This window comes from Kitasatospora sp. NPDC001603, from assembly GCF_040298365.1.
Lineage (GTDB): Bacteria > Actinomycetota > Actinomycetes > Streptomycetales > Streptomycetaceae > Kitasatospora.
In genome coordinates, this window is the sequence record NZ_JBEPAA010000022.1 from 54324 (window position 1) to 81117 (window position 26794).

24 protein-coding genes are annotated in these 26794 nt (G+C 75.1%); 13 read left to right on the top strand and 11 right to left on the bottom strand.

Annotated features, from left to right (window positions below; translation table 11 throughout):
- Positions 1 to 87: 87 nt before the first annotated feature.
- A complete protein-coding gene (locus ABT263_RS16450) occupies positions 88 to 939 on the bottom strand; it encodes a MerR family transcriptional regulator (RefSeq protein WP_502885811.1) in 852 nt (283 codons plus the stop codon).
- Positions 940 to 1128: 189 nt separating this feature from the next.
- Here ABT263_RS16450 and ABT263_RS16455 point away from each other — a divergent pair, with 189 nt between their 5' ends.
- From ABT263_RS16455 to ABT263_RS16465, 3 genes are read left to right on the top strand one after another with little or no spacing between them, the layout of a single operon-like run.
- Positions 1129 to 2763: a flavin-containing monooxygenase gene (locus ABT263_RS16455; RefSeq protein WP_352291117.1), complete on the top strand. Its 1635-nt coding sequence runs from the start codon at positions 1129 to 1131 to the stop codon at positions 2761 to 2763.
- Positions 2760 to 3707, top strand: a complete 948-nt coding sequence (locus ABT263_RS16460) for an alpha/beta fold hydrolase (RefSeq protein WP_352291118.1) — start codon at positions 2760 to 2762, stop codon at positions 3705 to 3707. Before ABT263_RS16455 ends, ABT263_RS16460 begins: the two co-directional genes overlap by 4 nt.
- Positions 3704 to 4597: an SDR family oxidoreductase gene (locus ABT263_RS16465; protein WP_352291119.1), complete on the top strand. Its 894-nt coding sequence runs from the start codon at positions 3704 to 3706 to the stop codon at positions 4595 to 4597. The genes ABT263_RS16460 and ABT263_RS16465 overlap by 4 nt, the downstream gene beginning before the upstream one ends.
- A gap of 53 nt (positions 4598 to 4650) precedes the next feature.
- On the opposite strand, the gene ABT263_RS16470 is transcribed toward ABT263_RS16465, so the two are convergent.
- The 4 genes from ABT263_RS16470 to ABT263_RS16485 form a co-directional block, all read right to left on the bottom strand.
- Positions 4651 to 5754, bottom strand: a complete 1104-nt coding sequence (locus tag ABT263_RS16470) for a serine hydrolase domain-containing protein (protein ID WP_352291120.1) — start codon at positions 5752 to 5754, stop codon at positions 4651 to 4653.
- A gap of 5 nt (positions 5755 to 5759) precedes the next feature.
- Positions 5760 to 6698 carry a DUF6895 family protein gene (locus tag ABT263_RS16475; RefSeq protein ID WP_329490543.1) on the bottom strand — a complete coding sequence of 313 codons (939 nt, stop codon included), beginning with the start codon at positions 6696 to 6698 and terminating at the stop codon, positions 5760 to 5762.
- A complete protein-coding gene (locus ABT263_RS16480; RefSeq protein ID WP_352291121.1) occupies positions 6695 to 7507 on the bottom strand; it encodes a hypothetical protein in 813 nt (270 codons plus the stop codon). The genes ABT263_RS16475 and ABT263_RS16480 overlap by 4 nt, the downstream gene beginning before the upstream one ends.
- 94 nt (positions 7508 to 7601) lie before the next feature.
- Positions 7602 to 7790 carry a hypothetical protein gene (locus ABT263_RS16485; protein ID WP_329490545.1) on the bottom strand — a complete coding sequence of 63 codons (189 nt, stop codon included), beginning with the start codon at positions 7788 to 7790 and terminating at the stop codon, positions 7602 to 7604.
- A 189-nt stretch (positions 7791 to 7979) separates the two neighbouring features.
- Between ABT263_RS16485 and ABT263_RS16490 the strand changes: the two genes are divergently transcribed.
- On the top strand, positions 7980 to 8753 hold the full coding sequence (locus tag ABT263_RS16490) for an SDR family NAD(P)-dependent oxidoreductase (protein WP_352291122.1): 774 nt from the start codon (positions 7980 to 7982) through the stop codon (positions 8751 to 8753).
- A 231-nt stretch (positions 8754 to 8984) separates the two neighbouring features.
- Complete coding sequence (locus ABT263_RS16495) at positions 8985 to 10802, top strand: ABC transporter ATP-binding protein (RefSeq protein ID WP_329490547.1); 1818 nt, start codon at positions 8985 to 8987, stop codon at positions 10800 to 10802.
- 41 nt (positions 10803 to 10843) lie between these two features.
- Here the strand turns inward: ABT263_RS16495 and ABT263_RS16500 are convergent, their stop codons facing one another.
- On the bottom strand, positions 10844 to 11512 hold the full coding sequence (locus tag ABT263_RS16500) for a lysophospholipid acyltransferase family protein (protein ID WP_352291123.1): 669 nt from the start codon (positions 11510 to 11512) through the stop codon (positions 10844 to 10846).
- 237 nt (positions 11513 to 11749) lie between these two features.
- Here ABT263_RS16500 and ABT263_RS16505 point away from each other — a divergent pair, with 237 nt between their 5' ends.
- Entirely contained in the window at positions 11750 to 11962 is a 213-nt protein-coding gene (locus ABT263_RS16505) for an EF-hand domain-containing protein (RefSeq protein ID WP_329490549.1), read from the top strand.
- A gap of 202 nt (positions 11963 to 12164) precedes the next feature.
- Here ABT263_RS16505 and ABT263_RS16510 read toward each other — a convergent pair whose 3' ends face one another.
- A complete protein-coding gene (locus tag ABT263_RS16510; RefSeq protein ID WP_352291124.1) occupies positions 12165 to 14363 on the bottom strand; it encodes a bifunctional glycosyltransferase/CDP-glycerol:glycerophosphate glycerophosphotransferase in 2199 nt (732 codons plus the stop codon).
- Positions 14364 to 15162: 799 nt separating this feature from the next.
- Here ABT263_RS16510 and ABT263_RS16515 point away from each other — a divergent pair.
- Both ABT263_RS16515 and ABT263_RS16520 read left to right on the top strand, forming a co-directional pair.
- Positions 15163 to 15429: a hypothetical protein gene (locus ABT263_RS16515; RefSeq protein ID WP_329490551.1), complete on the top strand. Its 267-nt coding sequence runs from the start codon at positions 15163 to 15165 to the stop codon at positions 15427 to 15429.
- A 254-nt stretch (positions 15430 to 15683) separates the two neighbouring features.
- A complete protein-coding gene (locus ABT263_RS16520; RefSeq protein WP_329490552.1) occupies positions 15684 to 16121 on the top strand; it encodes a YjbQ family protein in 438 nt (145 codons plus the stop codon).
- A gap of 91 nt (positions 16122 to 16212) precedes the next feature.
- Here the strand turns inward: ABT263_RS16520 and ABT263_RS16525 are convergent, their stop codons facing one another.
- Positions 16213 to 16899, bottom strand: coding sequence for a DUF1990 domain-containing protein (locus ABT263_RS16525; protein WP_352291125.1), 687 nt, complete (start codon positions 16897 to 16899; stop codon positions 16213 to 16215).
- A 254-nt stretch (positions 16900 to 17153) separates the two neighbouring features.
- On the opposite strand from ABT263_RS16525, the gene ABT263_RS16530 reads away from it, so the two are divergent.
- A complete protein-coding gene (locus ABT263_RS16530) occupies positions 17154 to 17375 on the top strand; it encodes a hypothetical protein (protein WP_352291126.1) in 222 nt (73 codons plus the stop codon).
- A gap of 67 nt (positions 17376 to 17442) precedes the next feature.
- Here the strand turns inward: ABT263_RS16530 and ABT263_RS16535 are convergent, their stop codons facing one another.
- Together ABT263_RS16535 and ABT263_RS16540 are read right to left on the bottom strand one after the other, a co-directional pair.
- Positions 17443 to 20493, bottom strand: a complete 3051-nt coding sequence (locus ABT263_RS16535) for an AAA family ATPase (RefSeq protein ID WP_352291127.1) — start codon at positions 20491 to 20493, stop codon at positions 17443 to 17445.
- Positions 20490 to 21659, bottom strand: a complete 1170-nt coding sequence (locus tag ABT263_RS16540; RefSeq protein ID WP_352291128.1) for an exonuclease SbcCD subunit D — start codon at positions 21657 to 21659, stop codon at positions 20490 to 20492. Before ABT263_RS16540 ends, ABT263_RS16535 begins: the two co-directional genes overlap by 4 nt.
- Before the next feature lie 555 nt (positions 21660 to 22214).
- On the opposite strand from ABT263_RS16540, the gene ABT263_RS16545 reads away from it, so the two are divergent.
- The 4 genes from ABT263_RS16545 to ABT263_RS16560 all read left to right on the top strand — a co-directional run bounded on the left by ABT263_RS16545 (position 22215) and on the right by ABT263_RS16560 (position 25594).
- Complete coding sequence (locus ABT263_RS16545; protein ID WP_352291129.1) at positions 22215 to 23111, top strand: DUF8829 domain-containing protein; 897 nt, start codon at positions 22215 to 22217, stop codon at positions 23109 to 23111.
- A 204-nt stretch (positions 23112 to 23315) separates the two neighbouring features.
- A complete protein-coding gene (locus ABT263_RS16550; protein WP_352291130.1) occupies positions 23316 to 24128 on the top strand; it encodes a hypothetical protein in 813 nt (270 codons plus the stop codon).
- Positions 24129 to 24132: 4 nt separating this feature from the next.
- Entirely contained in the window at positions 24133 to 24495 is a 363-nt protein-coding gene (locus tag ABT263_RS16555) for a VOC family protein (RefSeq protein ID WP_352291131.1), read from the top strand.
- Between the two features lie 298 nt (positions 24496 to 24793).
- Positions 24794 to 25594, top strand: a complete 801-nt coding sequence (locus ABT263_RS16560; RefSeq protein ID WP_380384441.1) for an SGNH/GDSL hydrolase family protein — start codon at positions 24794 to 24796, stop codon at positions 25592 to 25594.
- 144 nt (positions 25595 to 25738) lie between these two features.
- On the opposite strand, the gene ABT263_RS16565 is transcribed toward ABT263_RS16560, so the two are convergent.
- Entirely contained in the window at positions 25739 to 26617 is an 879-nt protein-coding gene (locus ABT263_RS16565; protein WP_352291132.1) for a nitroreductase/quinone reductase family protein, read from the bottom strand.
- Positions 26618 to 26794: the final 177 nt, after the last annotated feature.

The following is a 26794-nucleotide window of genomic DNA, read 5'->3' on the forward strand; positions in this document are numbered from 1 at the left end:
GTGCGGCGGGTGAGCGCGGGGAGCATCGGGCGACTCCGATCCGGAAGGCGGCGCGGCGCCCGGATCCCTGCCCGCGGGAGGGTGCGGCTACGCCTGCGCGCGGGGCGCGCCGGGGTCGCCCTGGCCGTGCGCGTCCGGCCGGTCGTCCGCTCCGCCGTCCTCCCGCTGCTCCCGGCGCTGGCGCAGCAGCCCGTCGTACTCGGCGTGCACCCGCCGGTCCATGGCCAGGGCGAACTGGGCGTCCGTGACCGTCCGGGCCAGTGGCCGCACCCGGAGGATCTGCTCGGTGAGGCGGGCCGCCTCACCGGGGGGCAGCGGGGTGTCGGCGGCGAGCGGGCCCAGGAGCTGGTCGCGGGCCAGCGCGGTGAAGATCTCGGCGATCGCGTCCACGTGCTCCTGGGCGCGGCGGCTGGCCTCCAGCACGACCGCGAGCGGCACGCCTTCGGCGACCAGGGCCGTGGTGGCGTCCATCAGCCGCCGGCTGACGTGGGTGATCCCGTCCTCCTCGACCGAGATGTAGCCCTGGGCGACGGACTCGGCGGTGTTCTCCTCGGTGAGCTGGTCGCCGAAGGCGGTCTTCAGCTCGTCCCAGTCGAGGTGGACGGGCGTCTCGTCCGACCAGGGCGCGATGATCGCGGCCTCCAGGCCGATCAGCTCGGCGACGTCCCGGCCGCTCTCCCCGGCGCCGATCAGCTCGGCGATGCCGCCCAGGGTGTGGCCGCGCTCCAGCAGTTCGGCGATCACCCCCAGCCGGTGCAGATGGGCTTCGCCGTACCAGGCGATCCGGCCCTCCTTGCGCGGCGGCTGGAGCAGCTTGCGCTCGCGGTAGAAACGCAGCGTCCGGGTGGTGATGCCGGCCGCCTCGGCCAGCTCCTCCACCCGGTACTCGCGTCGTCCGTCGCCCGCACCCGCTCTGACCTTGTCCACGGCGCTCAGCATAGGACTGGCGATCGCCGAAGTGACGTGGCCGGGCTTCTTCCCCCCGTCGGCGACAGGGGCTACTCTGCCAATCGTGCCAGTGATTGCTGGCATGGTTATCGCGACGGCATGACGGCACGATGGCAGGACGCACGACGGCACGTCGCGGCAGTGCGCACCTCACGGCCCCCACCCTCAGGAGGACGCCGCATGGCATCCAGCACGAAGCGCCCCCGCCCCGACGCGTCCGACCGGGCGCCGCTCGACGCCTCGACCGGCCCGGCCGACACCGCCCCGGACACCACCCCGGCCCCGGAAGCCACCCCGGCCGCACCCGACGCCCCGCACGTCCGGGTGGCCGTCATCGGCTCCGGCTTCGGCGGCATCGGCGCCGGCGTCCGGCTGCGCCGCGCCGGGATCACCGACTTCGTCATCCTGGAGCGCGCCGACTCGGTCGGCGGCACCTGGCGGGACAACAGCTACCCCGGTTGCGCCTGCGACGTCCCCTCCCACCTGTACTCCTTCTCCTTCGCGCCCAACCCCGACTGGCCGCGCAGCTTCTCCGGCCAGCCCGACATCCGCGCCTACCTGGAGAAGGTCACCGACGTCTTCGGCATCCGCCCGCACCTGCGGTTCAACGCCGAGGTCACCGAGGCCCGCTGGGAGGCCGACCGGACCCGCTGGCGGATCACCACCACGGCCGGCCAGTGGACGGCCGACGCCGTGGTCTCCGCCGCCGGGCCGCTCGCCGACCCGCGGATCCCCGACCTGCCGGGTCTGGACTCCTTCACCGGCAAGGTGTTCCACTCCTCCCGCTGGGACCACGACTTCGACCTCGCCGGCAAGCGGGTCGCGATGGTCGGCACCGGCGCCTCCGCCGCCCAGATCATCCCCAACATCCAGCCCGAGGTCGGCCGGCTGACCGTCTTCCAGCGCACCCCGGCCTGGGTCCTGCCGCGCCGCGACCGCGCGATCACCGACGCCGAGAAGTGGCTGCACACCCGGCTGCCCCTCACCGCCAAGCTCCGCCGGGGCACCCTCTTCGCGCTCCGCGAGCTCCAGGTGGACGCGTTCGTCCGCCGGCCCGGCCTGCTGAAGCTCGTCCAGCAGCTCGCCGAGCGGCACATCGCCCAGAGCGTCACCGATCCGGCGCTGCGCGCCAAGCTCACGCCGGACTACCGGATCGGCTGCAAGCGCATCCTGCTCAGCAACACCTACTACCCGGCGCTGGCCGCCGCCAACACCGAGGTGGTCGCCGCCGGCCTGCGCGAGGTGCGCGGCTCGACCCTGGTCGCCTCCGACGGCAGCGAGCACGAGGTCGACGCGATCGTCTTCGGCACCGGCTTCCACGTCACCGACATGCCCATCGGCGCCCGGGTGTTCGGGGCCAACGGCACCAGCCTGGCGGAGGAGTGGAAGGACGGCATGGAGGCGCTGCGCGGCTCCACCGTGCACGGCTTCCCGAACCTGTTCTTCGTGATCGGCCCCAACACCGGCCTCGGCAACAGTTCGATGATCCTGATGATCGAGTCCCAGCTGAACTACCTGGTCGACGCCCTCACCACGCTCGGCTCGGTCGGCGCCACCGCGATGCAGCCGACCGCCCGCGCCCAGCGGCACTGGAACCTCGAACTCCAGCACCGGATGGACCGGACCGTCTGGACCACCGGCGGCTGCCGCAGCTGGTACCTGGACAGCAGCGGCAAGAACACCGTGCTCTGGCCCGGCTCCACCACCTCCTTCCGCCGGGCCACCCGCAAGGTCGACCTCGCCGAGTACGAGCTGATCATGCGGACCGTGCCGGCCGGCCGGAGCGCCGGGACGCCCGAGGAGGCGCTGGCATGAGCCCCGCGATCCCCGCCGACTGCGTCCCGCCCGCCCCCGCCGAGGAGTTGGTGATCCGCTCGGCCGACGGGAGCCGGCTGCACGCCGAGATCCACGGGCAGCCCGGCGCCCCGACCGTGGTGCTCGCCCACGGCTGGACCTGCTCGACCGTCTTCTGGGCGCCGGTGATCCACCGGCTCGCCGACCGCTACCGGGTGGTGGCCTACGACCAGCGCGGCCACGGCCGCAGCGAGGTCCCGCCCAGCCGGCTCCGCTACTCCACCCGGGCGCTCGCCGAGGACCTCTCCGCCGTGCTCACCCGGACCGTCCCGGCGGGGGAGCGGGCCGTCCTGGTCGGCCACAGCATGGGCGGTATGACCGTGATGGCCGCCGCCGGCCGCCCCGAGGTCGCCGAGCGGACCGCCGCCGCGGTGCTGGTCTCCACCGGCCCGGCCGACCTGGTGACCGAGCTGCTCGTGCTGCCGGAGGCGGTGCGCCCGGCACGGCTGCGGCGCTTCCTGCACCGGCAGGGCCTGCGCTCCCGGCTGCCGCTCGGCCCGGTCGGCCCGGTCAGCCGCGCGGCGCTCAAGTACGTCACCATGGGGGCGGGTTCGCCCGCCGACCGGGTCGAGGCGACGGCCCGGGTGGTGCACGCCTGTCCGACCGTCGTCCGGGCCCGCTGGGCCGGCGTCCTGGACTCGCTCGACGTCCGCGCCGGGCTGGCCCGGCTCACCGTGCCGACCGCCGTCGTGGTCGGCACCGACGACCGGCTGACCCCGCCGGCGCACGCGCACCGCATCGTCGCCGCGCTGCCCGACCCGCAGGGGCTGCTCCTGCTGCCCGCGGCCGGCCACATGGTGCCGATCGAGCGGCCCGCCGAGGTCGCCGCCGAGATCGAGCGGCTCGCGACCGCCCACCTGCCCGCCGTCCACCGTCCTTCCCCCCAGAGGAGCCTGACCGCATGAGTGCCACGTTGCCGCTGTCCGCACAGGTCGTCGTCGTCACGGGTGCCGCGCGCGGGGTCGGCGCCGCCCTGGCCCGCAAGCTCACCCTGCGGGGCGCCAAGGTGGCGCTGCTCGGGCTGGAACCGGCCGAGCTCAAGGAGGTCGCCGCACTCTGCGGCCCGGGCGCCACCGCCTGGGAGGCCGACGTCACCGACATCGACGCGCTCACCGAGACCGCCCGCCGGATCAAGGAGCACTACGGCCGGATCGACGTGGTGGTCGCCAACGCGGGCATCGCCATCGGCGGCCCGCTGCTGGACAGCGACCACCGGGCGTTCAGCCGGGTGATCGAGGTGAACCTGCTCGGCAGCGTGGCCACCGCGCGGGCCTTCCTGCCGGCCCTCGCCGAGAGCCGCGGCTACCTGCTCCAGATCGCCTCGCTCGCCGCGCTCACGCCCGCCCCGCTGATGAGCGCGTACTGTGCCAGCAAGTCCGGCGTCGAGGCCTTCGCCCACTCGATCCGCGCCGAGGTCGCCCATCAGGGCGTCAAGGTGGGTGTCGGCTACCTGAGTTGGACCGACACCGACATGGTCCGCGGCGCCGACCAGGACGCCGTCCTCAAGCAGATGCGCGACCGCCTGCCCTGGCCGGCCAACAAGACGTACCCGCTCGGCCCGGCCGTGGACCGTCTGGTCGCCGGCATCGCCCGCCGCTCCGCCCACGTCTACGCCCAGCCCTGGCTGCGCGGCATGCAGCCGGTCCGCTGGATCCTGCCCTCGCTGATCGCCGCCGTCGGCTCCCGCGACATCGCCCGGCTCGCCCCGCAGCTGGCCGCCACCGCGGCCTCCCGCCTCCGCCCGGTCGGCGCCGGCGGCGCCGCGGACAGCGCCGCGCACCCCGAGAAGCCCTGACCGCCGGGCCCGGCCGGCCCCGTCCCGCAGGGCCGGCCGGGCCGGGGCACCGCTCAGGTCGCCGGCTTCGCGAGCTGTTTCAGAGTGTCGTACGCCGACTGCACGAAGCGCCCGTCGAGCGCCGGACCGGTGTTGGTGAGGGCGGCCACCGCCGTCGCGGTCTGCGGGCAGAAGCCGACGACGACGGTGAACCCGCGGGTGGCGCCGGAGTGGAAGTAGAGATCGCGGCCGTCCGGCGTCCTGCGCAGGTTCCAGACCAGGCCGATCCGGTCGCCCGATCGAGACAGCCGTAGCCGTGGGCGCTGGACGTCGCGCAGCGCCTGCCCCAACTCGCCGTCCTCCGGCGACAGGTGGGCGCGGAGGAAGCGCAGCACATCGGCGCCGCCGGCCCGGACGGCGCCGGCGCCCGGCAGCCCGGGGATGAGCCACGGCGGGATCGGGCGACTGCGCCGGTGACCGGTGGCGCGGTGCGGGGCGTCGGGGGAGCAGGTGGCGGTGCGCAGGCCGAGGGGGCGGCAGAGACGGTCGGCGAGCAGCTCGGCGTAGCCGGTGCCGCCCGCCTCGGCGAGCAGCCGGCCGAGCAGGCCGACCCCGTAGTTGGAGTACCCGTAGCGCGTACCGGGCGCGTGGCGCACGCTGGTTCGGGCCACGCCGGCGCGCAGCCGTCGGTCGTCGAAGCCCGCGTACGGATTGCGGGCCCAGCTGGGGAGGGCGGCCGCGAGCAGTCCGGGCGGGAGCTTGGGCAGGCCCGAGGTGTGGGTGGCCAGGTGGAGCAGCCGGATCGGGCCGCCGTGCCGGACGTCCGGCGGGCACCAGTCCGCTGGGAGGTGCCGCCGCAGCGGGTCGTCCAGGGCGACTTCGCCCCGTGCGGTCATGACGGCGAGCAGCAGCGCGGTGAACGTCTTGGTGACGGAGCCGAGTTCGTAGACGGTCTCGGGTGTGCAGGGCTCCCCGTCGAGGGCGGTCCGGCCGTGGCAGTGGACGGCGGTCCGGTCCCCGCGGGCCACGGCCAGCGTCACGGCGGTGGCGTACGGCGCGGCGGCCCGGACGAGGGCGGGGACCTGGTCCGCACCCGGGCCGCTGAAGCCGTCCAAGCCGCCCTCCGCCGCCCGGCGGGCGGCGGAGGGCGGGCCGGTCATCGTGTCCGGGTCGGTCATCGCGTTCAGGCCGCGACCGCGGCGCCGCCGAGTGCCCGCGACAGGGTGACGGTGCCGGCCACCACGGCGACGACGGCGGTGTGCTCGTGGTCGCGGAAGGCCTGCTCGGGGTCGTCCGAGACCGGCTCGGCGCTCTCGCGCGGGATCAGCCCGTCCTCGCGCTGGATCGCGGCCAGCGCCTCCCAGCCCTGCGTGCCGGTGACGGGCTCCCCGATGCACGAGTCGACCACCAGGAGTTCGCCGACGAGGTCCCACTGGCCGACCTCCAGCCAGGTGTCGACCCAGACCGGCAGCCAGTTGCGGACGTAGTCGCGCATCGGTTCGGGCATGCCCTCGGGCCGGGCACCCCAGTCGGTGAGGTGGAAGACGGCGTGGGTGATGTGGTAGCCGGTCAGCCAGTCGATGGCCCAGGGTTCCGGTGTCGCGCCGAGCCAGGTCCGGGAGGTGAGGGCGTCCCAGTCGTCGGGCTGATTGCGCAGTCCGATCACCCGGCGCGCGTTGGCGAGGGCGAGCCGCCGGTTGGGCATCATCTCGATGGCCTGGATCCCGCGGACCTTCGTCAGGGATTCCAGGAGCTCCTCCAGCGGGGCGTGCCGGTAGCCGGACCGGGCGAAGTGGACGTACGTCTCCAGCGGGTCGGTCATCACGGGGTAGCGCAGCAGCCGCTCGTACAGGAGGTTCCCCTCCCGCAGTTGGGACCAGCCGAAGTCGAGGAGCTCGCGGGCGATGCGGGCGTCGTGGGGGCCGGTGACGCCGTCCCGCAGGACGAGTGACGCGGCGAGGGCGGACTCGGCGAGCGGCTTGTAGGCGTTGTTCGGATCGGCCAGGTCGATGGTGACGTCGTCGGGGAGCCGGCCGAAGCCGCGCTCGTGGCAGTCGTGCAGCCAGGCCATCGCGCGTGATCCCAACTGCTGTGCGGAGGACAGGAGCTGGTTGTCGGTCATGACGGCGCTCCGCTCAGCAGGTGTTCGGCCACAGCGAGTTCGAGTGCGGTGCGCGCACTGCCGTCACCCACGGCCCGGATCCGGTCCAGCATGGGTTCGACCTCCAGGGGCAGCGGCCGTCCGTCGGCGGCGAGCCAGGCGAGCCATCTGGTGAGCCGGGCGGCGACCCGGTAGTCGCAGCGCAGCAGCGAACGGACGGCGCCGCGGGCCAGGGCGAGACCGTGCTCGCGGGCCGCGTCGTGCACGGGGCCGTCGAGGCCGGGGAGGGCGAGGGCGGACAGCTGGGCCATCCGGACCGACCAGGCCTGCCAGGCGTGGGGCTCCGGCCGCGGGGCGTGACCGGGGTGGGGCTCGCCGCGGTCGTGCGCCGTGTCGCCGGCCGGTTCGGGGAACGGGAGGTCGGCGGCGGGTCCGGGCGCCCGGGCGAGCAGCACGGTGGTGGCCCAGTCCCGCCACGCGGCGACGAGGACGGCACCGGCCGCCCGGTCGTCGTCGGCGGACCGGGCGGGGACGGGGGACCCCGGTTCGGTGGGCGCCGGAAAGCCGGCGAGGGGGAAGGCCCGGTGGGCTTCGGTCAGCAGCAGGACGGCCTGTTCGTCGGCCCCGGCCACGCCCAGCACCTGCGGTGCGAGCACGTCCGGCCCGAGCACCCGGGCGGCGGCGAGGACCGGACGCGGCGCGGGGCCGGTGTCGGGCGCGGCGGGCGCGACCGCGCCCTCGACGCCACGGAGGGCGTCGAGGGTGCGGCCTGCCAGCCGCTCCACCGCTGCGGCGTATTCGTCGCGGAGCGAGAGATCGGCGGTTGGCATGGTGCGTACTTCTCCTTGAAGAGGGCTTCGCGGTGTCACGGGCCCGCTGTGCGCCCGCGGACTCCGCGCGGTGCCTGGTGCCGTCGGTCCCGAATTACCGGGTCTTCTCCTTCGGCGGCTTCGGCGACAGCAGCAGCGCTCCTGCCAGGAGCAGCAGGGCGGCGGCTTCGGGGCGGTACGTGGGCGCGTCGCTGACGGTCGCCTCGTCCTCCGTGATCAACATGCCTAGTGCGTCGAGCTCGGCCTGGGTGGCGAGCGTCGTCCGCGTGGTCTGAGTAAGCATCTGAGTGCCTCCTCATCGAAGTTCCACCGCCTGGTCCGGCGATGCCCCCCTTCATCGACCATAGGAGCACGAACCATCCGGCGCCACCGCTGTACGCTCCGTGACCACCGTCACCGAGAGGTACCTCCCCGGCGCGCAGCGAGAGCGCCCGGGGTGTCGCGGATACCCGCGAGTAGATACGGTCGCTGCATGACCACTGCCTTGATCACCGGCGCGACCGCCGGCATCGGAGCCGCGTTCGCCCGCCGGCTCGCCCGGAGCGGCTACCGGCTCGTCCTGGTGGCCCGGGACACCGAGCGGCTGGAGCGCGCGGCCGCCGACCTGCGGGCGGAGTTCGGCATCGACACCGAGGTGCTCACCGCCGACCTCGCCACCGAGGCCGGTATCGCGGCCGTCGAGACCCGGCTGGCCGACCCGGCCCACCCGGTGGACCTCCTCGTGAACAACGCCGGTTTCGGCAACAAGGGCGCCTTCCTGACCGTCCCGCTCCAGGACGAGCTGGACATGCTGAAGGTGCACGTCGAGGCGATCCTGCGGCTCACCACGGCGGCGCTGCCCGGCATGCGCGAGCGCGGCCGCGGCGCGATCGTCAACGTCGCCTCGGTGGCGGCGTTCCTGCCGCGCGGCACGTACGGGGCCAGCAAGGCGTGGGTGGTGAGCTTCACCCAGGGCGTGATGCGCGACCTCGGCGGCACCGGCGTGCGGCTGATGGCGCTCTGCCCGGGCTTCACCCACACCGAGTTCCACGAGCGGGCCGGCATGGGCACCGGCAACATCCCCTCCTGGGGGTGGCTGTCCGCCGAGCGGGTGGTCGCCGAGGCCATGCGGGACCTGGCGCGCGGCCGCTCGCTGTCGGTGCCGAGCAAGCGCTACAAGCTCGCGGTCGCGATCGCCCGGGTGCTGCCGTCGGGCAAGCTCGGCGGGGTCTCCTCGAAGGCGGCGCGGACGTACCGGACCGACTGACCTACCGGTTCGGCGGGCGGGCGGGGTCGGGCGGCACCGGCCCCCAGGGGCGGCCCTGGGAATAGGAACAGTCTCACTATTAGCTTAGCTAACTATGAGCTATCCTCGCTATGCCGGTGGCCGCCCGACCGCCGTGTCCACCACGCCCACCACGCCCACCACGCCCGCCGCAGCCCCCTGCGGCGCCGTGCCCGCCGCGCGCCCGCGCGTCCGACCCCAGGAGGCCCGCCCTTGAGGCCCGACGGCATCAGCTGGACCCCGCCCGCCCAGGCCGAGGGAGAGCCCCGCCCGCCGGCCCAGTGGCGCCGCATCCTCGCGCTGTTCCGCCCGTACTCCGGTCGGCTCACCGTGGTCGGCGTGCTGGTGGCGGCCTCCGCGGTCGTCTCGGTGGTCACGCCGTTCCTGCTGAAGGCCGTGCTGGACACCGCCATCCCGCAGGGCCGGACCGGCCTGCTCAGCCTGCTCGCGCTCGGCATGATCGCCGCCGCCGTGGTCAACAGCATCTTCAACGTGCTGCAGACGCTGATCTCCACCACCGTCGGCCAGCGCGTGATGCACGACCTGCGCACCGCCGTCTACGGCCACCTCCAGCGGATGTCGCTGGCGTTCTTCACCCGCACCCGCACCGGCGAGGTGCAGTCCAGGATCGCCAACGACATCGGCGGCATGCAGTCCACCGTCACCTCCACCGCCACCTCGCTGGTCTCCAACTTCACCAGCGTGATCGCCTCGGTGGTCGCGATGGTCGCGCTGGACTGGCGGCTCACCGTCGTCTCGCTGCTGCTCCTGCCGGTCTTCGTCTGGATCAGCCGCCGGGTCGGCAACGAACGCAAGAAGATCACCGGTGAGCGGCAGAAGCAGCTCGCCGCGATGAGCTCGGCCGTGCAGGAGTCCCTCTCGGTCAGCGGCATCCTGCTCGGCCGCACCATGGGCCGCTCCGACTCGCTCGCCGCGGACTTCACCGGGCAGTCCGACCGGCTGGCCGAGCTGGAGGTGCGCTCCAGCATGGCCGGGCGCTGGCGGATGAACACCATCCAGATCGTGATGGCCGCGATGCCCGCGGTGATCTACTGGGCGGCCGGACTGGCCTCGGCCGGCGGTTCGCCGATCGTCTCCGTCGGCACCCTGGTCGCCTTCGTCTCGCTCCAGCAGGGCCTGTTCCGCCCGACCATCAGCCTGCTCTCCACCGGTGTCCAGGTGCAGACCTCGCTGGCGCTGTTCCAGCGGATCTTCGAGTACCTCGACCTCCCGGTGGAGATCGCCGAGCCCGAGCGGCCGACCGTCCTGGAGAAGATCCGCGGCGAGGTCCGCTTCGAGGGCGTCGAGTTCCGCTACGACCCCGAGCAGGAGCGGCCCACGCTCGCCGGGGTGGAGCTCAAGGTCCCGGCCGGCAGCTCGCTCGCCGTGGTCGGCGAGACCGGCTCCGGCAAGACCACGCTCAGCTACCTCGTCCCCCGCCTCTACGACGTCACCGGCGGCCGGGTGACGATCGACGGGGTGGACGTCCGCGAGCTCTCCTTCGACTCGCTGTCACGGGCGGTCGGCGTGGTCTCCCAGGAGACCTACCTCTTCCACGCCTCGGTCGCCGACAACCTGCGCTTCGCCAAGCCGGACGCCACCGACGAGGAACTCGTCGCCGCCGCCCGGGCCGCGCAGATCCACGACACCATCGCCGGACTCCCGGACGGCTACGCGACCCTGGTCGGGGAGCGCGGCTACCGCTTCTCGGGAGGGGAGAAGCAGCGTCTCGCGCTGGCCCGGACCGTTCTGCGCAACCCGCCCGTGCTGATCCTGGACGAGGCCACCAGCGCGCTGGACAACCGCACCGAGCAGGCCGTCCAGCAGGCCATCGACACCCTCGCGGCCGACCGCACCACCATCACCATCGCCCACCGGCTCTCCACCGTCCGGGCCGCCGACCGGATCGTCGTGCTGGACCGGGGCGAGGTCGTCGAACAGGGCACCCACGACGAGCTGGTCGAGGCCGACGGCCGGTACGCGGCCCTGCTGCGCCGTGAGGCGCCGGTCCCGGTGCTCGAAAAGCGGTAGCCGCCGGGGCGGCCGGTCCGCGGCCCGGGCGCGGGTGACGGTCAGGCGGCCTTGGGGATCTCGTTGTACGTCTCCGCGATCTCCTGGCCGGAGAGCTGCTGGATCGCCCGCATCACCTCGTCGGTGACCTGCCGGCGGGCCTTGAGCGACCGGGCCTGCCCGTGCAGTTCGTCGAAGTGCAGCGGCTCGCCGAAGCGGACCGTCACCTTGCGCAGGCGCGGGACGCGCTTGCCGATCGGCAGGATCTGGTCGGGCCCCTCCAGCGCCACCGGCACCACCGGGACGCCGGCGGTGAGGGCCAGCCAGGCCACGCCGGTCTTGCCGCGGTAGAGGCGGCCGTCGAGCGAGCGGGTGCCCTCGGGATAGATGCCGAAGGCCTTGCCGTCCTCCAGGATCTCCAGGGCCGACTCCAGCGAGGCCTGCGCGGAGCGGTAGGTGCCGCGCTCGACGGGCACCGCGCCGATCGCCTCGAAGAAGCCCTTGGAGAGCGCGCCCTTCATCCCGGTACCGGTGAAGTACTCGGCCTTGGCCAGGAAGTGCACCCGGCGCGGCGCGGTCAGCGGGATCACCACGCTGTCGATGAAGGAGAGGTGATTGCTGGCCAGGATCACGCTGCCCTTGCGCGGCACGTTCTCCAGGCCCTCGATGGTCGGCCGCCAGATCCCCCGCGCGAGCGGTTTCAGCACCAGCTTGGTGACGAGATCGAGCATGGTCCCTCCCAGGACGAGCACGCCCGAGACGAGCCCGGGCCTGAACAGACGACGATCGGCGTTCGTTCCCCGGCCGGGCCGGGATCAGACCCGCAGACTACGACACCCACCCCCGAGCCCGTCCACTCCCGCCAACCGTGGCGCTCACCACGGCCGGGTAGGGTACGGCCGTCGGAAACGCACATCAGCAGTCATGCGGATCATCGCAGGCACGCAGTTCCTCAGGAGGGGCCACCCATGGCAGACGTCGACACCATCCGCGCGGCGTTCGACAAGTACGACGTGAACGGCAACGGCCGGATCACCGCCGTCGAGTACGCGAAGGTCGCCCGCGAGCTCGGCGACCTGACCACGTCGATCTCGATGGCCGAGGCCATCATCAAGCAGATGGACACCAACCACGACGGCGAGCTGACCTTCGACGAGTTCCTCGCCGCGCGTCAGGGCTGAGCCGGCTTCGGGCCGAATCCGGTACCGGACCGAAGCCCGTTCAGGGCCGAGTCCGTACCGGGCCGAGCCCGCATCGGGCGGGGCCCCGGGATTCCCGGGGTCCCGCCCGCCGCGTTCCCGGGCCGGTCGGTCCGGCCCTCCGGGCGGGTCCGGCCCTCCGGGCGGCCCGGCCGGCGCCCGCTCGGGTCCGGCCGGCGCCTGCTCAGGCCCGGATCGGGAACACCCGGCGGACCACCCGCTCGCTCGCCCCGCCGTCGTCCCACGGGCAGAACCGTTCGCGGAACTTCGCCCGCGCCGCCGGCTCCGGGTCGCCGGCCAGCAGCGCCGCGGCCAGCCCGTCGGCATCCACCGTCACCGCGCCCGGCGGCTCCGCGAAGAGGTCGAAGTAGACCCCGCGTACCCGCCGGTACTCCTCCCAGTCCGGCGCGAAGACCACGATCGGCCGGTCCAGCACGGCGTAGTCGAACATCATCGAGGAGTAGTCGGTGACCAGGACGTCCGCCGCCAGGTAGAGGTCCTCCACGGTCGGGTGCGCCGAGACGTCCACGATCGCGGCCGCGTCCTCACCCGCCGCCAACTCGCCCGGGCCCCCGGTGTGGAAGTAGTGCGTGCGCACCAGCAGCGTGAAGCCGGGGCCAAGCCGCCGGGCCAGCTCGCGGACGTCCAGCAGCGGGACGTACCCGCCCCGGCCCTCGCGGTGCGTCGGCGCGTACAGCACCGCCGTGGTGTCCGGTGCCAGCCCGAACCGCTCGCGCATCGCCGCCACTTCGGCCGGCGTGCTGACGGCCAGCCGGTCGTTGCGCGGGTAGCCGGTGTTCAGTATCTCGTAGCGGCCGGGGAAGGCCCGGGCGAAGTGCTCGCTGGTGTGCGGGTTGGAGGAGACCAGGAAGTCCCAGCGGTCGACGGCCTCCAGCAGCCGGTCGAAGTCCATCCCGTCGGCGGCCACCGGGTGGTCCCGGAGGTCCATCCCCATCGCCTTCAGCGGCGTGCCGTGCTGCGTCTGGACGTGCACCGTCCCCGGCCGCTTCACCATGGTGCGCGGGAAGTTGACGTTGTTCACGAAGTACTTGGCGGTCGCCATCGCCTTCAGGTAGGCCGGTGTGTTGACGATCACGTAGGGCACCCCGGCCGGCAGCGTGGCCGCCTGCTTGCGGTTCTCCACCACCCACACGCCCCGTACGTCCGGGGCGAGTTCCCTGGCCTTCTCGTAGATCGCCGCCGGGCTGCACGCGTAACCCCGGTGCCAGTACGCCGCGTAGACCGCCAGGTGCTCGTCCAGCGGGAGCCGGCGGAACGCGTTGTACGCGGTGAAGCGGGCGCCGCTGCGCACCCCCTTCTTCACCGCCGGGGCGACGGCCCGCGCCCCCCGCTTGAGTTCGCGCGGCAGCCGGCCGGTGCGGCGCAGTTCCGCGTAGGCGACCCGGGCGCCGCGCGCCGCCAGGCGGAACTGCAGGCCGCGCAGGCCGCCGGGGAACTGGTAGCCGGCCGGGCGGTGGCGGGTGAAGTGCTCGGCGATCCGCCGGAAGAAGTCCTTGCGCAGCCCGGCCGGGACCAGCCCCGGGGTGTCGTGGACGGTCAGCGCCTGCTGGACGGTCCGCTCGAAGACGAGGGTGCGCAGGGTGTCCGGCACCGGGCGGCCGGGCCGGGCCGGGCGGTCCAGGAACGCGAAGATCGCGTCGTACTGGGCGAAGGCGTCGGCGTGCTTGGGGGAGGCGGTGCTGGTGATCGCCCCGGGGCGGCCGCGCCGGTAGAAGTAGCAGACCCGGTCGAGGTAGCGCAGCCGTCCGGCGGCCAGCAGGGCCGGGTAGGTGACCGAGATGTCCTCGTAGAAGCCGCGCCCGAAGGAGACGTCGAGGCCGAGCAGGAAGTCGCGGCGGAAGACCTTGTTCCACACCGACATCACGGTCCGGAACAGCGCCGGGTGCTCGGCGAGGGTGCAGCCGTCGGCCAGCGGCGAGCCGACCAGGACGTGGCGCCAGGGGTTCGGCTCGGTCCCGCCGTCGGGGTAGACGTGGGTGAAGTCGGTGAGCAGGACGTCGGCCGGGGTCTCGCGGGCGCGTTCCTGCGCGAGCTCATCGAGGAGCGCGGAGACGGTGCCGTCCGGCAGCCAGTCGTCGCTGTCGACGAACCAGACGTACTCGCCGCGCACCTCGGGGAGGGCGGCGGTCCGGGCGCCGCCGAGACCCTGGTTCTCGGTGAGGTGCAGCACGCGCAACCGCGGGTCGCGGGCGGCGTACTCGTCCAGGATCGCGCCGCAGCGATCGGGGGAGAGGTCGTCGACCGCGATCACCTCGAAGCGCGACTCCCCGCGGGGAGTGGCTTCCAGGATCGAGTCGAGGCAGCGGGGCAGGTAGCGCTCGACTCCGTGGACCGGGAGCACGATGCTGAGGAGGACTGGCACGCTGGCCGAGTCTACCGAGCGCCGCCGGGGAGCGGATTCGCGCGGGGTCGGGTCACGGGGTGGTGGTGCGGTGCGCGGTGCCGGGCGGGGGCGCGGTACGGGGGTGTGAGATGCGTCGCGGGAGCGTGGGGGCGGGGTCCGGTCCGGTGCCTCGGTAAGGGGCCGTACCGGAGGCCGTCCGCGGACCCGGAACCGCCGGTGCCGGGCCCCGTACGGGGCGGCACCGGCAGCCTGGTGGCGGCCCGGCCGACCCTCACGGCCGGCCGCCCGTCCCAGCGCCTCCCGGGCCTGGCCACCGCAGCGTCGAGGTGGCCGGGCAGTGGCTCGGGGGAGCCGGAATTCTTCATCAGTCGAACGCACGATTGAGCGGTGCTTGAGCGGGATCCGTGTTCGCGCGGTCGATGAAGATATTGCTTGGAGGTTTCCCCCGCGTCAATCCCTCGATTGTGTTCACTTTCTGAACTGTCTCTTCCGAGTGGTCGGTGGCGCTCCGGTGGCGTGCGGGGCGACCGCCGGTCGCGTCCGGGCCCCGCCGGTCGTGATCGACGGTGATCCCGCACGCCCGGCGCGTGCCTCCCCGGCAAGCGCCGGGCGCGTACCCCCGAGGCACCCGTGACGCGCGGCCGGTCGTGCACCATCATTGATGCTCAGTCGTAACCGCTCCGGGCGGCCCCTGGTGCGGCGTCAGTTGACGCCGCACGATACGGTGGCAGCACACCAGGACGGTTGCGCGAAGGCCGTCTGTCACGGATAGTCTTCGCCTCACGGCCCTGGCGCCTCGTAGGGGTGGGAAAAACTGATGGAACACATGCAAGTGCGGTCCCGGCCCCGCGTGCCGGCGATCCAGTGCGGCGTCGGCGCGACCGGCCGTCGGATCGAGCGTCACCTGGCAGTGCTCGGCGCGCCCGCACTCCCGGCGGTGGACACCGCCGAGGCACTCGGGTTGATAAGGGAACTGACGCCGCGCGGCTCCAGTGCCCCGACCGAGCCGCGTCGCCATGCGCGGGTGTCGCTGCTGGCGCCGCTGCGCCGGCTGCGGCGGAGCCTGTTCGGCGGTCGCGGCTAGGGCCTCAAGCCCTCGCGCCCACCGGCATCCGACCCGGCGGACCTCAGGGACCGTCGGGTCTTCGGCGTACCCGGGGTCCTTCGGCCGACCTCGGGCTCCGTGGGCCCAAGCCCTTGGGCCCTTACCGGGCCCGCGGTCGGCCGCCCGGCCGGGAGCAGCCCGAACCGTCCACCGTGCGGCCCCCAGCCCCCACCAGCACGGCGAGTCGGCGAGGCGGGCCCCGGTGCCCCCGGCGGTACGTGAGGATGGCGTTCATGGCGGACAACATCCACTCCACGCCCTTCCACACCACCACCTTCGAGATCACCACGGGCAGCCACGAGGTCGCCCTCGACATCACCGACCGCTGCGCCGAGTTCCTGAACGACCGGGCAGCCGGCCGTGACGGCCTGCTCAACGTCTTCGTGCCGCACGCCACGGCCGGAATCGCCGTGCTGGAGACCGGCTCGGGCAGCGACGACGACCTCCTCACGACGCTGCGCGAACTGCTGCCCGCCGACGACCGCTGGCGTCACCGGCACGGCAGCCCGGGTCACGGCCGCGACCACGTCGTCCCGGGCCTGGTCGCCCCGCACGCCACCCTGCCCGTGATCGGCGGCCAACTGGCGCTCGGCGTCTGGCAGTCCGTCGTCCTGATCGACACCAACCGAGACAACCCGCGCCGGACGGTCCGGCTCTCCTTCCTGGGCTGACCGGCCCGCACCCCGGCCCGGCCGTCCCGCCGGGGGCCTGTGGCGTGGCCTCCGGCGGGACGGCCGGCTGCGGTCGTGGCTGGCGGGTCGGCTATCGGGTGGCCGTGCGGCCGTCGGTCCGGCCGGGTGCGGGGAGGATCGGGGTCGCCGTCGGCCCGGCCCTCCTGCCGGGGGCCTGTGGCGTGGCTTCCGGTGGGGTGGCCGCCCCGGTGGGGGAGGCCGCCGTGGCGACGGCGGAGAGGTAGCGCTCGATGGCCAGGTACTGGCAGAGCACCGCCACCGGGCGGCCGAGCCGCGCGTACCAGGAGGCGAGCCGGGCGAACGCGGTCACCTCGAACCAGACCTCGCCCGCGGTGTCCATGGTCACCAGGAACGCCTCCTCGCCGCACTCCGGGTGCCCGGGGAGGGTGCCGTAGGCGAAGCCGATCCGGTCCGGCTCGTCCACCGTCCACACCACCCGGCAGGGGATCACCAGCCGGGGCCGCCGCAACCCGGGCAGGCTCAGCCGCAGCAGGACGGTCGCGCCCTCCTCGGCCGGCGCGTACGGATGGACGGCGAAGCCGCTGCCCAGCTGGCTGCCCCAGCCGAGCACGTACCGCCCGGCCCGCTCCAGGACGTCGGGACCGTGCCCGAGGTGGATCCGCCGCCGCAACTGGGCGTAGCCCTCGGGGAGCCGGGCCTCGCGGGTGGCGCCCACCTCCGGGTAGGTCGGGGCGGCGGCGCGAGCGGCGAGCAACCGCCGGTGGAGCGAGGCGGGGGAGGCGGAGGAGGCGGGCATGGGCCTCACGGTAACCGGGCCCGGCCGTCGGGACGGGGGGTGGGGGTGGGCGGACGGGTCGCCCGCCGTGGCACTCGCGGCGCCTCGGGCCCGTCCGGCCGGGCCTGGGCGGCGCGGGTCCTGGTTCGGTGGCTCCGCCCGCCCGGCCGCCGGTGCCCCGGCCCCGGCCGGCGGGGCCGTCCGCCCAGCGCTCCGGGCCCGTCCGGCCGGGGCCGGCCTTGCCGAGGGGTGGGGGCGCGGAGTATCAAGGCGGCATGAGCGAAGCGGTGAAGAACGAAACGGACCCGGTCTGCGCACTCGCCCCCGGTGGCGCCGGGCCGGAGGCCGCCCTGACGCACGACCCGGAGCTGACCGGGCCGCGCGCGGACTGCGTGCTGTGCGGGGAGCCGACCGAACTGCCCGCCGACCACCCCGGTGTCACGCTCTGCCCGGTCTGCACCTGGCAGCAGGCGCAGCGGATCGCCTGCTCCGGCTGACGGAGCGCACCCGACCGGGCCCGGCGCGGCCGTGGCGCCCCGGGCCCCGCGGTCCCCGGGCCTCCCCTCAGGCGTCCTCCCGCCCGGCGAGCGCCAGCGTGGAGCCCCGGCGGCCCTTGCGGACCATCAGCTGCGCCGGGATCCGGCTCCTCAGATCGGCGACGTGACTGACGATGCCGACCGCGCGGTCCCGCTCGCGCAGGCCGTCGAGGACGTCCATCACCTCTTCCAGCGCCTGCTCGTCCAGCGTGCCGAAGCCCTCGTCGATGAAGAGCGTGTCCAGCGGCATGCCACCGGCCTCGTCGGTGACCACGTCGGCGAGACCGAGCGCCAGGGCGAGCGAGGCGAAGAAGCTCTCGCCGCCGGAGAGCGTCGAGGTGTCCCGCTCGGTGCCGGTCCAGGCGTCCACCACCCGCAGTGCGAGGCCCGAGCGCTTGTTGCCGGTGCCCCGGCCGTCGCTGTGGACCAGGGTGTACCGGCCGCCCGACATCCGTACCAGGCGGGCGCTCGCCGCCGCCGCCACCTGCTCCAGTCGGGCCGCCAGGACGTACGACTCCAGCCGCATCCGCAGCCGGTTCTCGGTGGAGGTGCCGGCGGCGACGGACGCCAGCCGGTTGATCCGGGCGTACCGGTCCAGGGCCGGGGCCAGTGACGCGGCCAGCTCCGCCAGCTGCCGCCCGATCCCGGCCAGTGCCGTGCAGCGCGCCTGCGCCGCCTCGTGGCCGGCGTGCGCCCGGCGGAGCCGGTCGGTGGCCGCCAGCAGCTCGGCCTGGGTGCCGGGCAGATCGGCCGGCGGGCGGCCGGCGGCCTCGGCCAGCTCGGGCCGGGCCAGCTCCCGCTCCGCCGCGGCCAGCGCCGAGCGGTGCCGGGTCAGCCGGGCCTCCAGCTGCTCGCGTTCCTCCCGGGGCAGCAGGACGGCCGTCGCCTCCTCCGGGTTCGGGAACCCGGCCGCGACGGCTGCCCTGGCCAGCTCGTCCTCGGCCTTCTTCCGTTGCAGCGCCGCGTCCGTGCAGGCCCGGGCCGCTCCGGCGAGTGCCGCCACGCTCCCGGCGAGGCCGGCCAGCGCCGAGGCCCGGGCGGACACCGACGCCGCGTCGCCCCGGGCCGCGGTCACCCGGCGGGTCAGCTCCTCCTGCTCGCTGCCGAGGGTCTGGATCCGGGCGGTCAGCGCGGCGGCACGCTCACCGGCGTCGCGCAGTGCGGCGAGCTGGCGGGCCTGGTCCTGGGCCAGGCGTTCCAGCTCCCGGGTGACCGGGTCGAGGCCCTCTGCCGCCCGCAGCGCCTCGCGGTGCTCGCGCTCCAGCGCGCCCAGCGCCTCGGCCAGGGCCGCGACGCTCTCCGGCCCGGCCGCCCCGGCGGCGGTCGCCTCGCTCACCCGCAGGCCCGCCAGCTCCCGCTCGGCGGTGTCGGCCGCCTGCTCGGCCCGCGCCTGGGCGGTCCGGGCGGCGTCCTCCTCCTCCGCGCCGACCTGGCCGCTCGCCGGGAGGGCCGGCTCCGGGTGCTCGGGCGATCCGCAGACCCGGCAGGCCTCGCCCGACCGCAGCTGCGCCGCCAGCTCGGCGGCCATGCCGGTCAGTCGGCGCTCGCGGACGTTCTGGCTGTGCTCGCGGGCGTCGAGCGCCTCGGTGCGCAGGGTGAGCGCCCGGGGCTCGGCCACGGCGATCGATGCCCGCAGCTCGTCCCGGCGGCGGGCGGCGGCCAGCCGCCCGGCCAGCTCGGCCTGCCGGACGTCCAGCTGCTCGACCCGGGCACCGGCGGCCCGGGCGGCGGACTGCTCCTCCTGGAGCGTGGCGAGCCGGCCGTCGAAGTCGGCCAGCCAGTCGGCGGCCTCCTCGGCCAGCTCCTCGGCGCGCCGCCGGTCGGCCTCCAGCGACGCCTGCTCGCGGCGGAACTCCGCGCAGCGCCGCTCCTCGGCCCGGGCCGTCTCCAGCCGGACCACCTCGGCCCGCAGCCGGTGCTCGGCCGCCGCCAGCTCCTCGGCCTCCGCGCGGGCCAGCGCCGGGCCCTCGCCGTCCGGGGCGCCGGCCAGCGCGGCGCGCTGGCGGCGCTCCTCCTCGTGGGCCGCCCGGTGGGCGGCCTCGGCGGCCTCGCGCAGGTGCAGCAGCGACTCCACCCCGACGGCCGCCCGGGCGGCCGTCAGCCTGGCGGAGTCACGCTCCATCGCCGGTGCGCCCTCGGCGAGGCGGGCCGCCTCCAGGGCGGCCTCCCGGTGGCGGCGCTGCCGGCCGGCCAGCTCCTCCGCGTTCCCGCGGTCCGCCTGGGCCCGGCGATGGCCGGCCTCGGCGCCGGCCAGCGCGGCCTCGGCGACGGCGAGCTGCTCGGCGGCGCCGCCGCGCAGGATCGCGGCCCAGCCGAGCACCCCGGCGGTGAGGTCAGCGGCGGGGTGCGCCGACTCCTCCTCGGTGGGCACCCAGCCGGCGGCGGGCTCGGCCTGCGGACCGGCCGCCTGCTCGGCCTTGCTGGCCAAGTCCCGCAGGCGTCGGCGGCCGGTCTGGACGGCGGCCTCCTGGGAGCGGCGCTGCTCGGCCAGCCAGGCCTCGACGTGCTGGAACCGCTCGGTGTCGAACAGTCGCCTGAGCAGCTTGCCGCGCTCCTCGGAGTCGCCGCGCAGGAAGCGGGCGAAGTCCCCCTGCGGGAGCAGCACCACCTGGCAGAACTGCTCCCGGCTCATCCCGATCAGCCGGTGGATCTCCTCCCCGGCCTCCTGGTGCGACTTGCTGACCGCCCGCCAGCCCGGCGTGCCGTCGCCGCTGTCGGCGGCCCACTCGCGCAGCAGCGTCTGGGCGCGTTCGACGGTCGTCCCCCGGCCGACCTTCTTGGGGCGCAGCTGCTCGGGCAGCCGGGTGATCTCCAACCGCCGCCCGCCGAGCGTCAGCTCCAGCCGGACCTGGGTGAGCCGCAGCGGTTCGGCGTGGTCGCTGCGCAGCCGGCTGGCCCGCCTGGCGCCGGGCACCTCGCCGTAGAGGGCGAAGCAGACGGCGTCCAGCACACTGCTCTTGCCCGCGCCGGTGGCCCCGCGCAGCAGGAAGAGCCCGCCGGAGGCGAGCGCGTCGAAGTCCACCGTCTCGGTGCCGGCGAACGGTCCGAAGGCGGTGACGGTGAGGCTGTGGAGTCTCATCGGGGCAGCTCCGCCTTGCGGTCGTCGCTCTCCCGGACGGTCTCGAAGCCCTCGCGCAGCCAGCCGAGCTCGTCCGCGTCCGGCTCGGCGCCGGGGCGCACGTGCCGCAGGAAGCCCTCGGCGATCTCCAGGTCCGCCCGGCCGCTGACCCGGGCCGCGTACGAGGGGGAGGCGGTGGCCTCGCTCTCCTCGGGATCGAAGAGCAGCTGCAGGGTGTGCGGGAAGCGCCGGCGCAGCTGCTCCATCGGCTCGGCCGGGCGGCCGGGGTCGGTCAGGGTGGCCTGGACCCAGGACCGCTCGTGCTCGGCGTGCTCCGGGGCGGTCAGCAGCTGGTCGAGGCGGCCGCGCAGGCGGGCCAGCGGCCGCGGCCGCGGGCAGTCGATCCGCTCGGCGGCGACCGAGCCGTCCGCCGCGAGGTCGACCAGCCACATGGTCTTGCGGTGGGTGGCCTCGGAGAAGGAGTAGGCGAGCGGCGAGCCGCTGTAGCGCAGGTGCGGGGCGAGCGTCTGGCAGCCGTGCAAGTGGCCCAGCGCGGCGTAGTCCACCCCGTCGAAGACGGACGCGGGGACGGAGGCGACTCCGCCGACCGCGATGTCCCGCTCGCTGTCGCTGGGTGCGCCGCCGGTGACGAAGGCGTGTGCCAGCACCACCGACCTGGTGCCCGCGGGGCGGCTCGCGAGGTCGGCCCGGACGGCGTCCATCGCCGCGCCGAGCACCGCCGCGTGGCCGCCGCGCGCCAGCCCGAAGCGCTCCCGGACCAGCGTCGGCTCCAGGTAGGGCAGCCCGTAGACGGCGACCGGCCCGTGCTCGTCGGCCAGCAGGACCGGCACCTCGCACTCGCCCGGGTCGGTCCGCAGGTGGACGCCGGCCCGGCCGATCAGGCCCGCGCCCACCCCGAGCCGGCGGGCCGAGTCGTGGTTGCCGCTGATGAACACCGTCGGCACGCCCAGGTCGGCCAGCCGGTGCAGCACGTCGTCGAACAGGGCGACCGCCTCCAGACCGGGCAGCGCGCGGTCGTACACGTCGCCGGCGACGAGCACGGCGTCGACGCGCTCGGCCCGGACCACCGCCACGAGGTGGTCCAGGAAGGCGCGCTGGGCGTCGTGCAGGCTCTCCCGGTGGAAGGAGCGCCCGAGATGCCAGTCAGAGGTATGCAGCAGTCGCATGGTCCCCGACCATAACGTCCGGCACTGACAACGCGGGCCGGATCGGACGTCACACCCGTCCTCGGGGACTCCGGCCGATCGCTCAGGGTGCGTTGTCAGTGACGGTGTGTATGTTCTCGATCGCCGGCCGCTCCGAGCCCGGGGCGGCGGCACGAGCCCCTGGGAGGACCCATGTCCGTGCAGTCCCCGAAGGTCGACGGCCGCCCCGCGGTCGGGTCCGTCGTGCCCGGGTCCGTGCCCGTGCCTGTCGTGTCGGCGTCCGCCGTGCCTGAGCCGGTCGGGCGGGACCGGCCCGGGCGCCCGGCGGCCGGTGGGCGCGCCCGGCGCGCGATGCGGCGCGTGGCGGTTGCGGGAGCGCCGCCGCCGGCGCGTGTTCGGTCCGGGCCGGGGCCGGGCGGCCCGTTCGCCGGCGGCCCTCCCGGCGGCCCCTCGGGCGGCCCGCCGGGTGGCCCCTCGTCGGGCGGCCGGGGCGGTGGCCGCGGCCCGGGGGGTCGGGCGGCCGGTGGGGGAGGCGGCCCCGGCGTCCGGGCGCGGCAGCGGGGCGGCTCGCGCGGTGTGCCGCCGCAGCCGGTGGCGCTGGCGCTGGCCGTCCACGCCGCCGACTTCGCCGAGCTGGCCCGGCTCGGGCTGTTCGGCCCGCTCGGCTTCCGGGACTACCTGTGGCGGACGCAGGCCCGGCTCCGGGCCCTGCGCGGGCAGGGCATCGAGGTGCACCTGAGGGTGTTCGAGCCGGCCGACTACCGGGACTACTGCGAGGCCTTCGGCCTCGACCCCGGATCGGCGGCGGCACGCGTCGCCTACGCGGCCGACCCCGAGCTGGCCGGCGAGCCCTTCGTCTACGGCGGGGAGCAGCTGACCGAGCTGCTCCCGGTCCTGGTCGACGACCACCTGGCCCGGGTGCGGATCTCGATCGCCTGCGCCGCGTTGCTGGACGCGGTCGGCGACGGCCCGTCCGGGCAGTCGCGGCTGGTGGCGGTGATGCACCACGTCACCGGGGTGTACCTGGCGCTGGCCGAGGGCGCCGGGGAGGGCGGCCACCTGCTGACCCTGCGCTGCCACGGCCCGGAGGACGGCGAGCACCTCACCGCCGCGGCGGACGTGCGCGGCGACGGCGGGCGGGTCCTCCTCGGCGGCCGGGACGCCGAGGCGTTCTGCGCCACCCTGGCGGCGGGGGTGGCACTCGGCGGCGCGGGCGCCCTCCTGCTGCACGGGGACCCTGCGGCGCCCGGTGGTCCGGTGGTGCGCGGCTGGGCCCTGGCGGCCGGCCGGCTGAGGCCGATGACCGCCCGGGAGGTGGTCGACGCGCTCGCCGACGATGCCGCGCTGGGGGTGCCGTTCCCGCCCGGAGCCGTACCGCTGCCCGGCTTCCCGCTGCCCGCCGCGCCGCCGTGGCCCGGCGGGGCGTCGGACCCCGGCGACCGGGGGCCGGAGGGGGGTGGGCCGCTGGGCTGACCACCCGGGTGAGGCCTCCGTGTCCACCAAGCGGCGCTGGGGACTGTTCATCGACCGCCTGTTCGGGGAAGATTTCGGGGAAGATCAACAGGAGAAGCGCGCGGTGCCCCACACCGCCGCCTCCGCCGCTCCGCCCTGTACCGCGCACGCAGGTCCTCCCCGCGCACCGTCGGTCCGGCGAGCCCGACACCGAAAGGGGGACGCATGAGCCGGATCGAGTACAGCGCGGAGATCGCCGAGCTGCTGGGCAAGGTGCGGCGGCGTCCCACCGCGGGCTGGCCGTGGCGGCCGGGCGAGCGGGTGCCGGCCGGGCTGTCGGTGAAGCAGTCGTGGGGCTGGCTCTTCGCGCCCGACGGCCGGGTGCTGACCCTGGTCAACCCCAAGGACGGCATCGTCTCGCTCCCCGGCGGTTCGCTGGAGCCCGAGGACGACGGCGACCCGGGCTCCGCCCTGGCCCGCGAGGCGGCCGAGGAGGCCCAGGCGGTGATCGGCACGCCCCACTACCTCGGCTACCTCTACGACCGGGTCGGCTCGGCGAACGGTGGCCACGAGTGCGCCCGGGTCCGGATGGCGGCCGCTTTGCGGGCCGTCGGTCCCAGCGCGGCGGACCCGGCGTCGGGGCGGCACTACCGGCGGCTTCTCGTCGCGCCCGGTCTCGCGGTCGAGCTGCTCGGCTGGGGCGAACCGGGGCTGCGCCAGGCGCGGGCGGCGGTCGCGGCGGGCGTCCGGTGGCTCGGGGTGCCCTCGGCCGCCAACGAGGCGATCGAGGAGCTGCCGGCCGAGGGCTGCGAGGTCTTCCCCGGCGCCGCCCACCCGGGCCCGGCGCCCCTCCGGCTGACCGCCGCCGCGGGTGACCCGGGCCCGGGCTCGGGGTTCGGCGCGGGCCCCGGCGCGGGCCCGCGCCCCGGCCCCGGTGCCGGAGCCGCCCCCGCCGACGTCCCCGGCCCCGACGTCCCCGCCCCCGACGCCCCCCGCCCCGCCTCTCCCACCCCCGGCCGTCGTGCGAGCGGGGGGTGACCGAGTGACGGTGCCGCACCCGGCAGGGCTCTTCCACCACGTCGAGCTCTGGGTGGACGACCTCGCCGCCGCCGAGGCGCAGTGGTCCCCGGTGCTGCTCTCCCTCGGCTGCGAGCCGTTCCAGCAGTGGCCCCGGGGCCGCAGCTGGCGTCTGGGCGCCGCCTACCTGGTGATCGAGCAGTCGACCGCGCTGCTCCCCGGCGGTCATCAGCGCCTGCGCGCCGGGCTCAACCACCTCGCCGTGCACGGCTCGCGCGCGGCGGTGGCCGCCGCCCTCGCGGCCGGGTGGACGGTCCGGGTGGACACCGGCGAGGCGGTGCACCTGATCAACGGTCAGGGCTTCGAGCTGGAGATCGTCTGCGCCTAGCGGCAGGCCTCGGTGTCCGCTCCCGCGTGGCGTCCGGCGGCCGTCCGCCCCGGATTCCCGGCGCCGGCACCGGAGGGTGAGTGCGCGACGGCCTCGTGACCGTCCCTCGATCGGGGCACCCCGACACCGGTGCCCCCGACGGCGCCGCCGGGGCCTGACCAGCGCACTTGCCGTATCCCGCCGCCGAGTTCACTCCACCGTCGTCAGACTGCCCGTCAATTGTCTTGGCATGACCACTTACCGAGCACCCTACTGCCTGGTATCACAGATGTGACTCACGTCACTCCCTGGAGGTGTCATGCTACGCCCCACCCGTGCCATGTCCATGGCCGCCCTCGCGGCTCTCCTCACGATGACCACCCTCTTCACCGCCTCGTCCGCCCACGCGGCCGGCGTGAACTACGCCGCCCTCGGCGACTCCTACGCCTCCGGCCTCGGCTCCGGCAGCTACACGAGCGAGAGCGGCAGCTGCAAGCGCAGCACCAACGCCTACGCCTACCTCTGGAAGAACGCGCACGCGCCGTCGTCCTTCTCCTTCGTCGCCTGTTCCGGTGCCAGAACCGGTGACGTCCTCAACAACCAGCTCTCGGTCCTGAACTCCGGCACGACGCTCGTCAGCATCAGCGTCGGCGGCAACGACGCGGGCTTCGCCAGCACCATGCAGACCTGCGTGCTGGACTCGGAGAGCGCCTGCCTCAACGCCGTCGCCGCCGCGAAGACCTACGCCAACAACACCCTGCCCGGCCAGCTCGACCAGGTCTACGCGGCCATCCACGCCAAGGCGCCCAACGCCCGCGTGGTGGTGCTGGGCTACCCGCACCTCTACAAGGTCGGCGGCAGCTGCATCTTCGGCATCGGCGACACCAAGCGCGCCGCCATCAACAGCGCGGCGGACGTCCTCGACGGTGTCATCGCCAAGCGGGCGGCCGACGCCGGCTTCGCGTTCGGTGACGTCCGGAGCGCCTTCACCGGGCACGAGATCTGCGCTTCCGGCACCACCTGGCTGAACAGCACGACCCTGCCCATCGAGGAGAGCTACCACCCGAAGGCCGCCGGGCAGTCGGGCGGCTACCTCCCGGTGTTCTCCGCGCAGGTCTAGCCGGCGCGGCACCCGGGTGCCGGCCGGTCCCGCCCACCTCCGGGGCGGGACCGGCCGGCGCCTCGCTCAGCGCACCGGCTCAGCGCACCGGCTCAGCGCACCTGTTCAACCCACCGGCTCACCGCACCGGCTCACCGCACCGGCTCACCGCCCCGGTGGGAAAGGGATGCCGGCGAGCACCGGCAGCAGCTCCCGCTCCTCGTGGTCCAGGTGCGCCTCCAGCTCCGCCGACATCCGGGCCAGCTCCGCCCGGAACCGCTCGGGTTCGGCCACCCCGATCCCGGCGAGCAGCTTCACCAGCCCGTCCTTGATCCGGCCGACCGAACGGTGCTCCTCGCCCAGCCGGGCGAGCGTCTCCCGCAGGTGCGGGTGGCTCCGCGCCAGCGCGGGGAAGATCGCGGCGTCCTCCCCGGTGTGGTGGTGGGTCAGCCCCGCGCAGAGCGCGAGGCAGTGCTGCCGGATCTGCAGCCCGAGGCCCGGCGGCCGGCCGTCACCGGCGGGCCCGGCCGCGAAGTGGGCCTCCGTCTCGGCCCGGACGTGCCGCAGCTGGGCACGCAGCCAGGTGTGCACCTCCAGCAGTTTGCCCGCCAGGTCGGCCACCTCGCGCGGCTCGGCCCCGGACCGTTCCAGTGCCACCACCGGCAGCACCCGTGCGGTGTGCGCCTGGTAGTCGCCGTACCCGGGGGCCGCCCGGACCACCGCCTCGAACAGTCGGTCCCGCCGGGCGCCCTCGGCCGGCACCGCGACGGCCTCGAACGCCTCGGCGCCGAGCTCCACCCGGACCACGGGGTGGGCGAGCAGATTGCGGTACCACTGGGGGTGGTCCGGCGCCCCGGCCGCCGAGGCGACGACGAGCAGCAGACCGTCCGCGCGGACGTACCCGAGCGGCACGGTGTGGTCCTGTCCGGTCCGTGCGCCGGTGGTGGTGAGCAGCAGCAGGTCGCCGCCCTCGAAGGGGCCGCCGACCTCGCCGCCGTTGGTTCGGAATTCCTCGATGATCGCTTGGTTGAATGACATGGGCATACGCCTGTGGGGTCTCCGGTGCATGGGGAGTGGAGGCCACGGCGCCGCATCGCACGAGCGCAACGGACCGAAGCGGGCGTGCGGGCAGCGCCGCAGCCGCGCGGGTCAGATCAGGGAAGCGGAGTGAGAACTCATCGCGCATCGTCCCTCGGTCGAAGGTGCCCGCCCGGTCGTCGG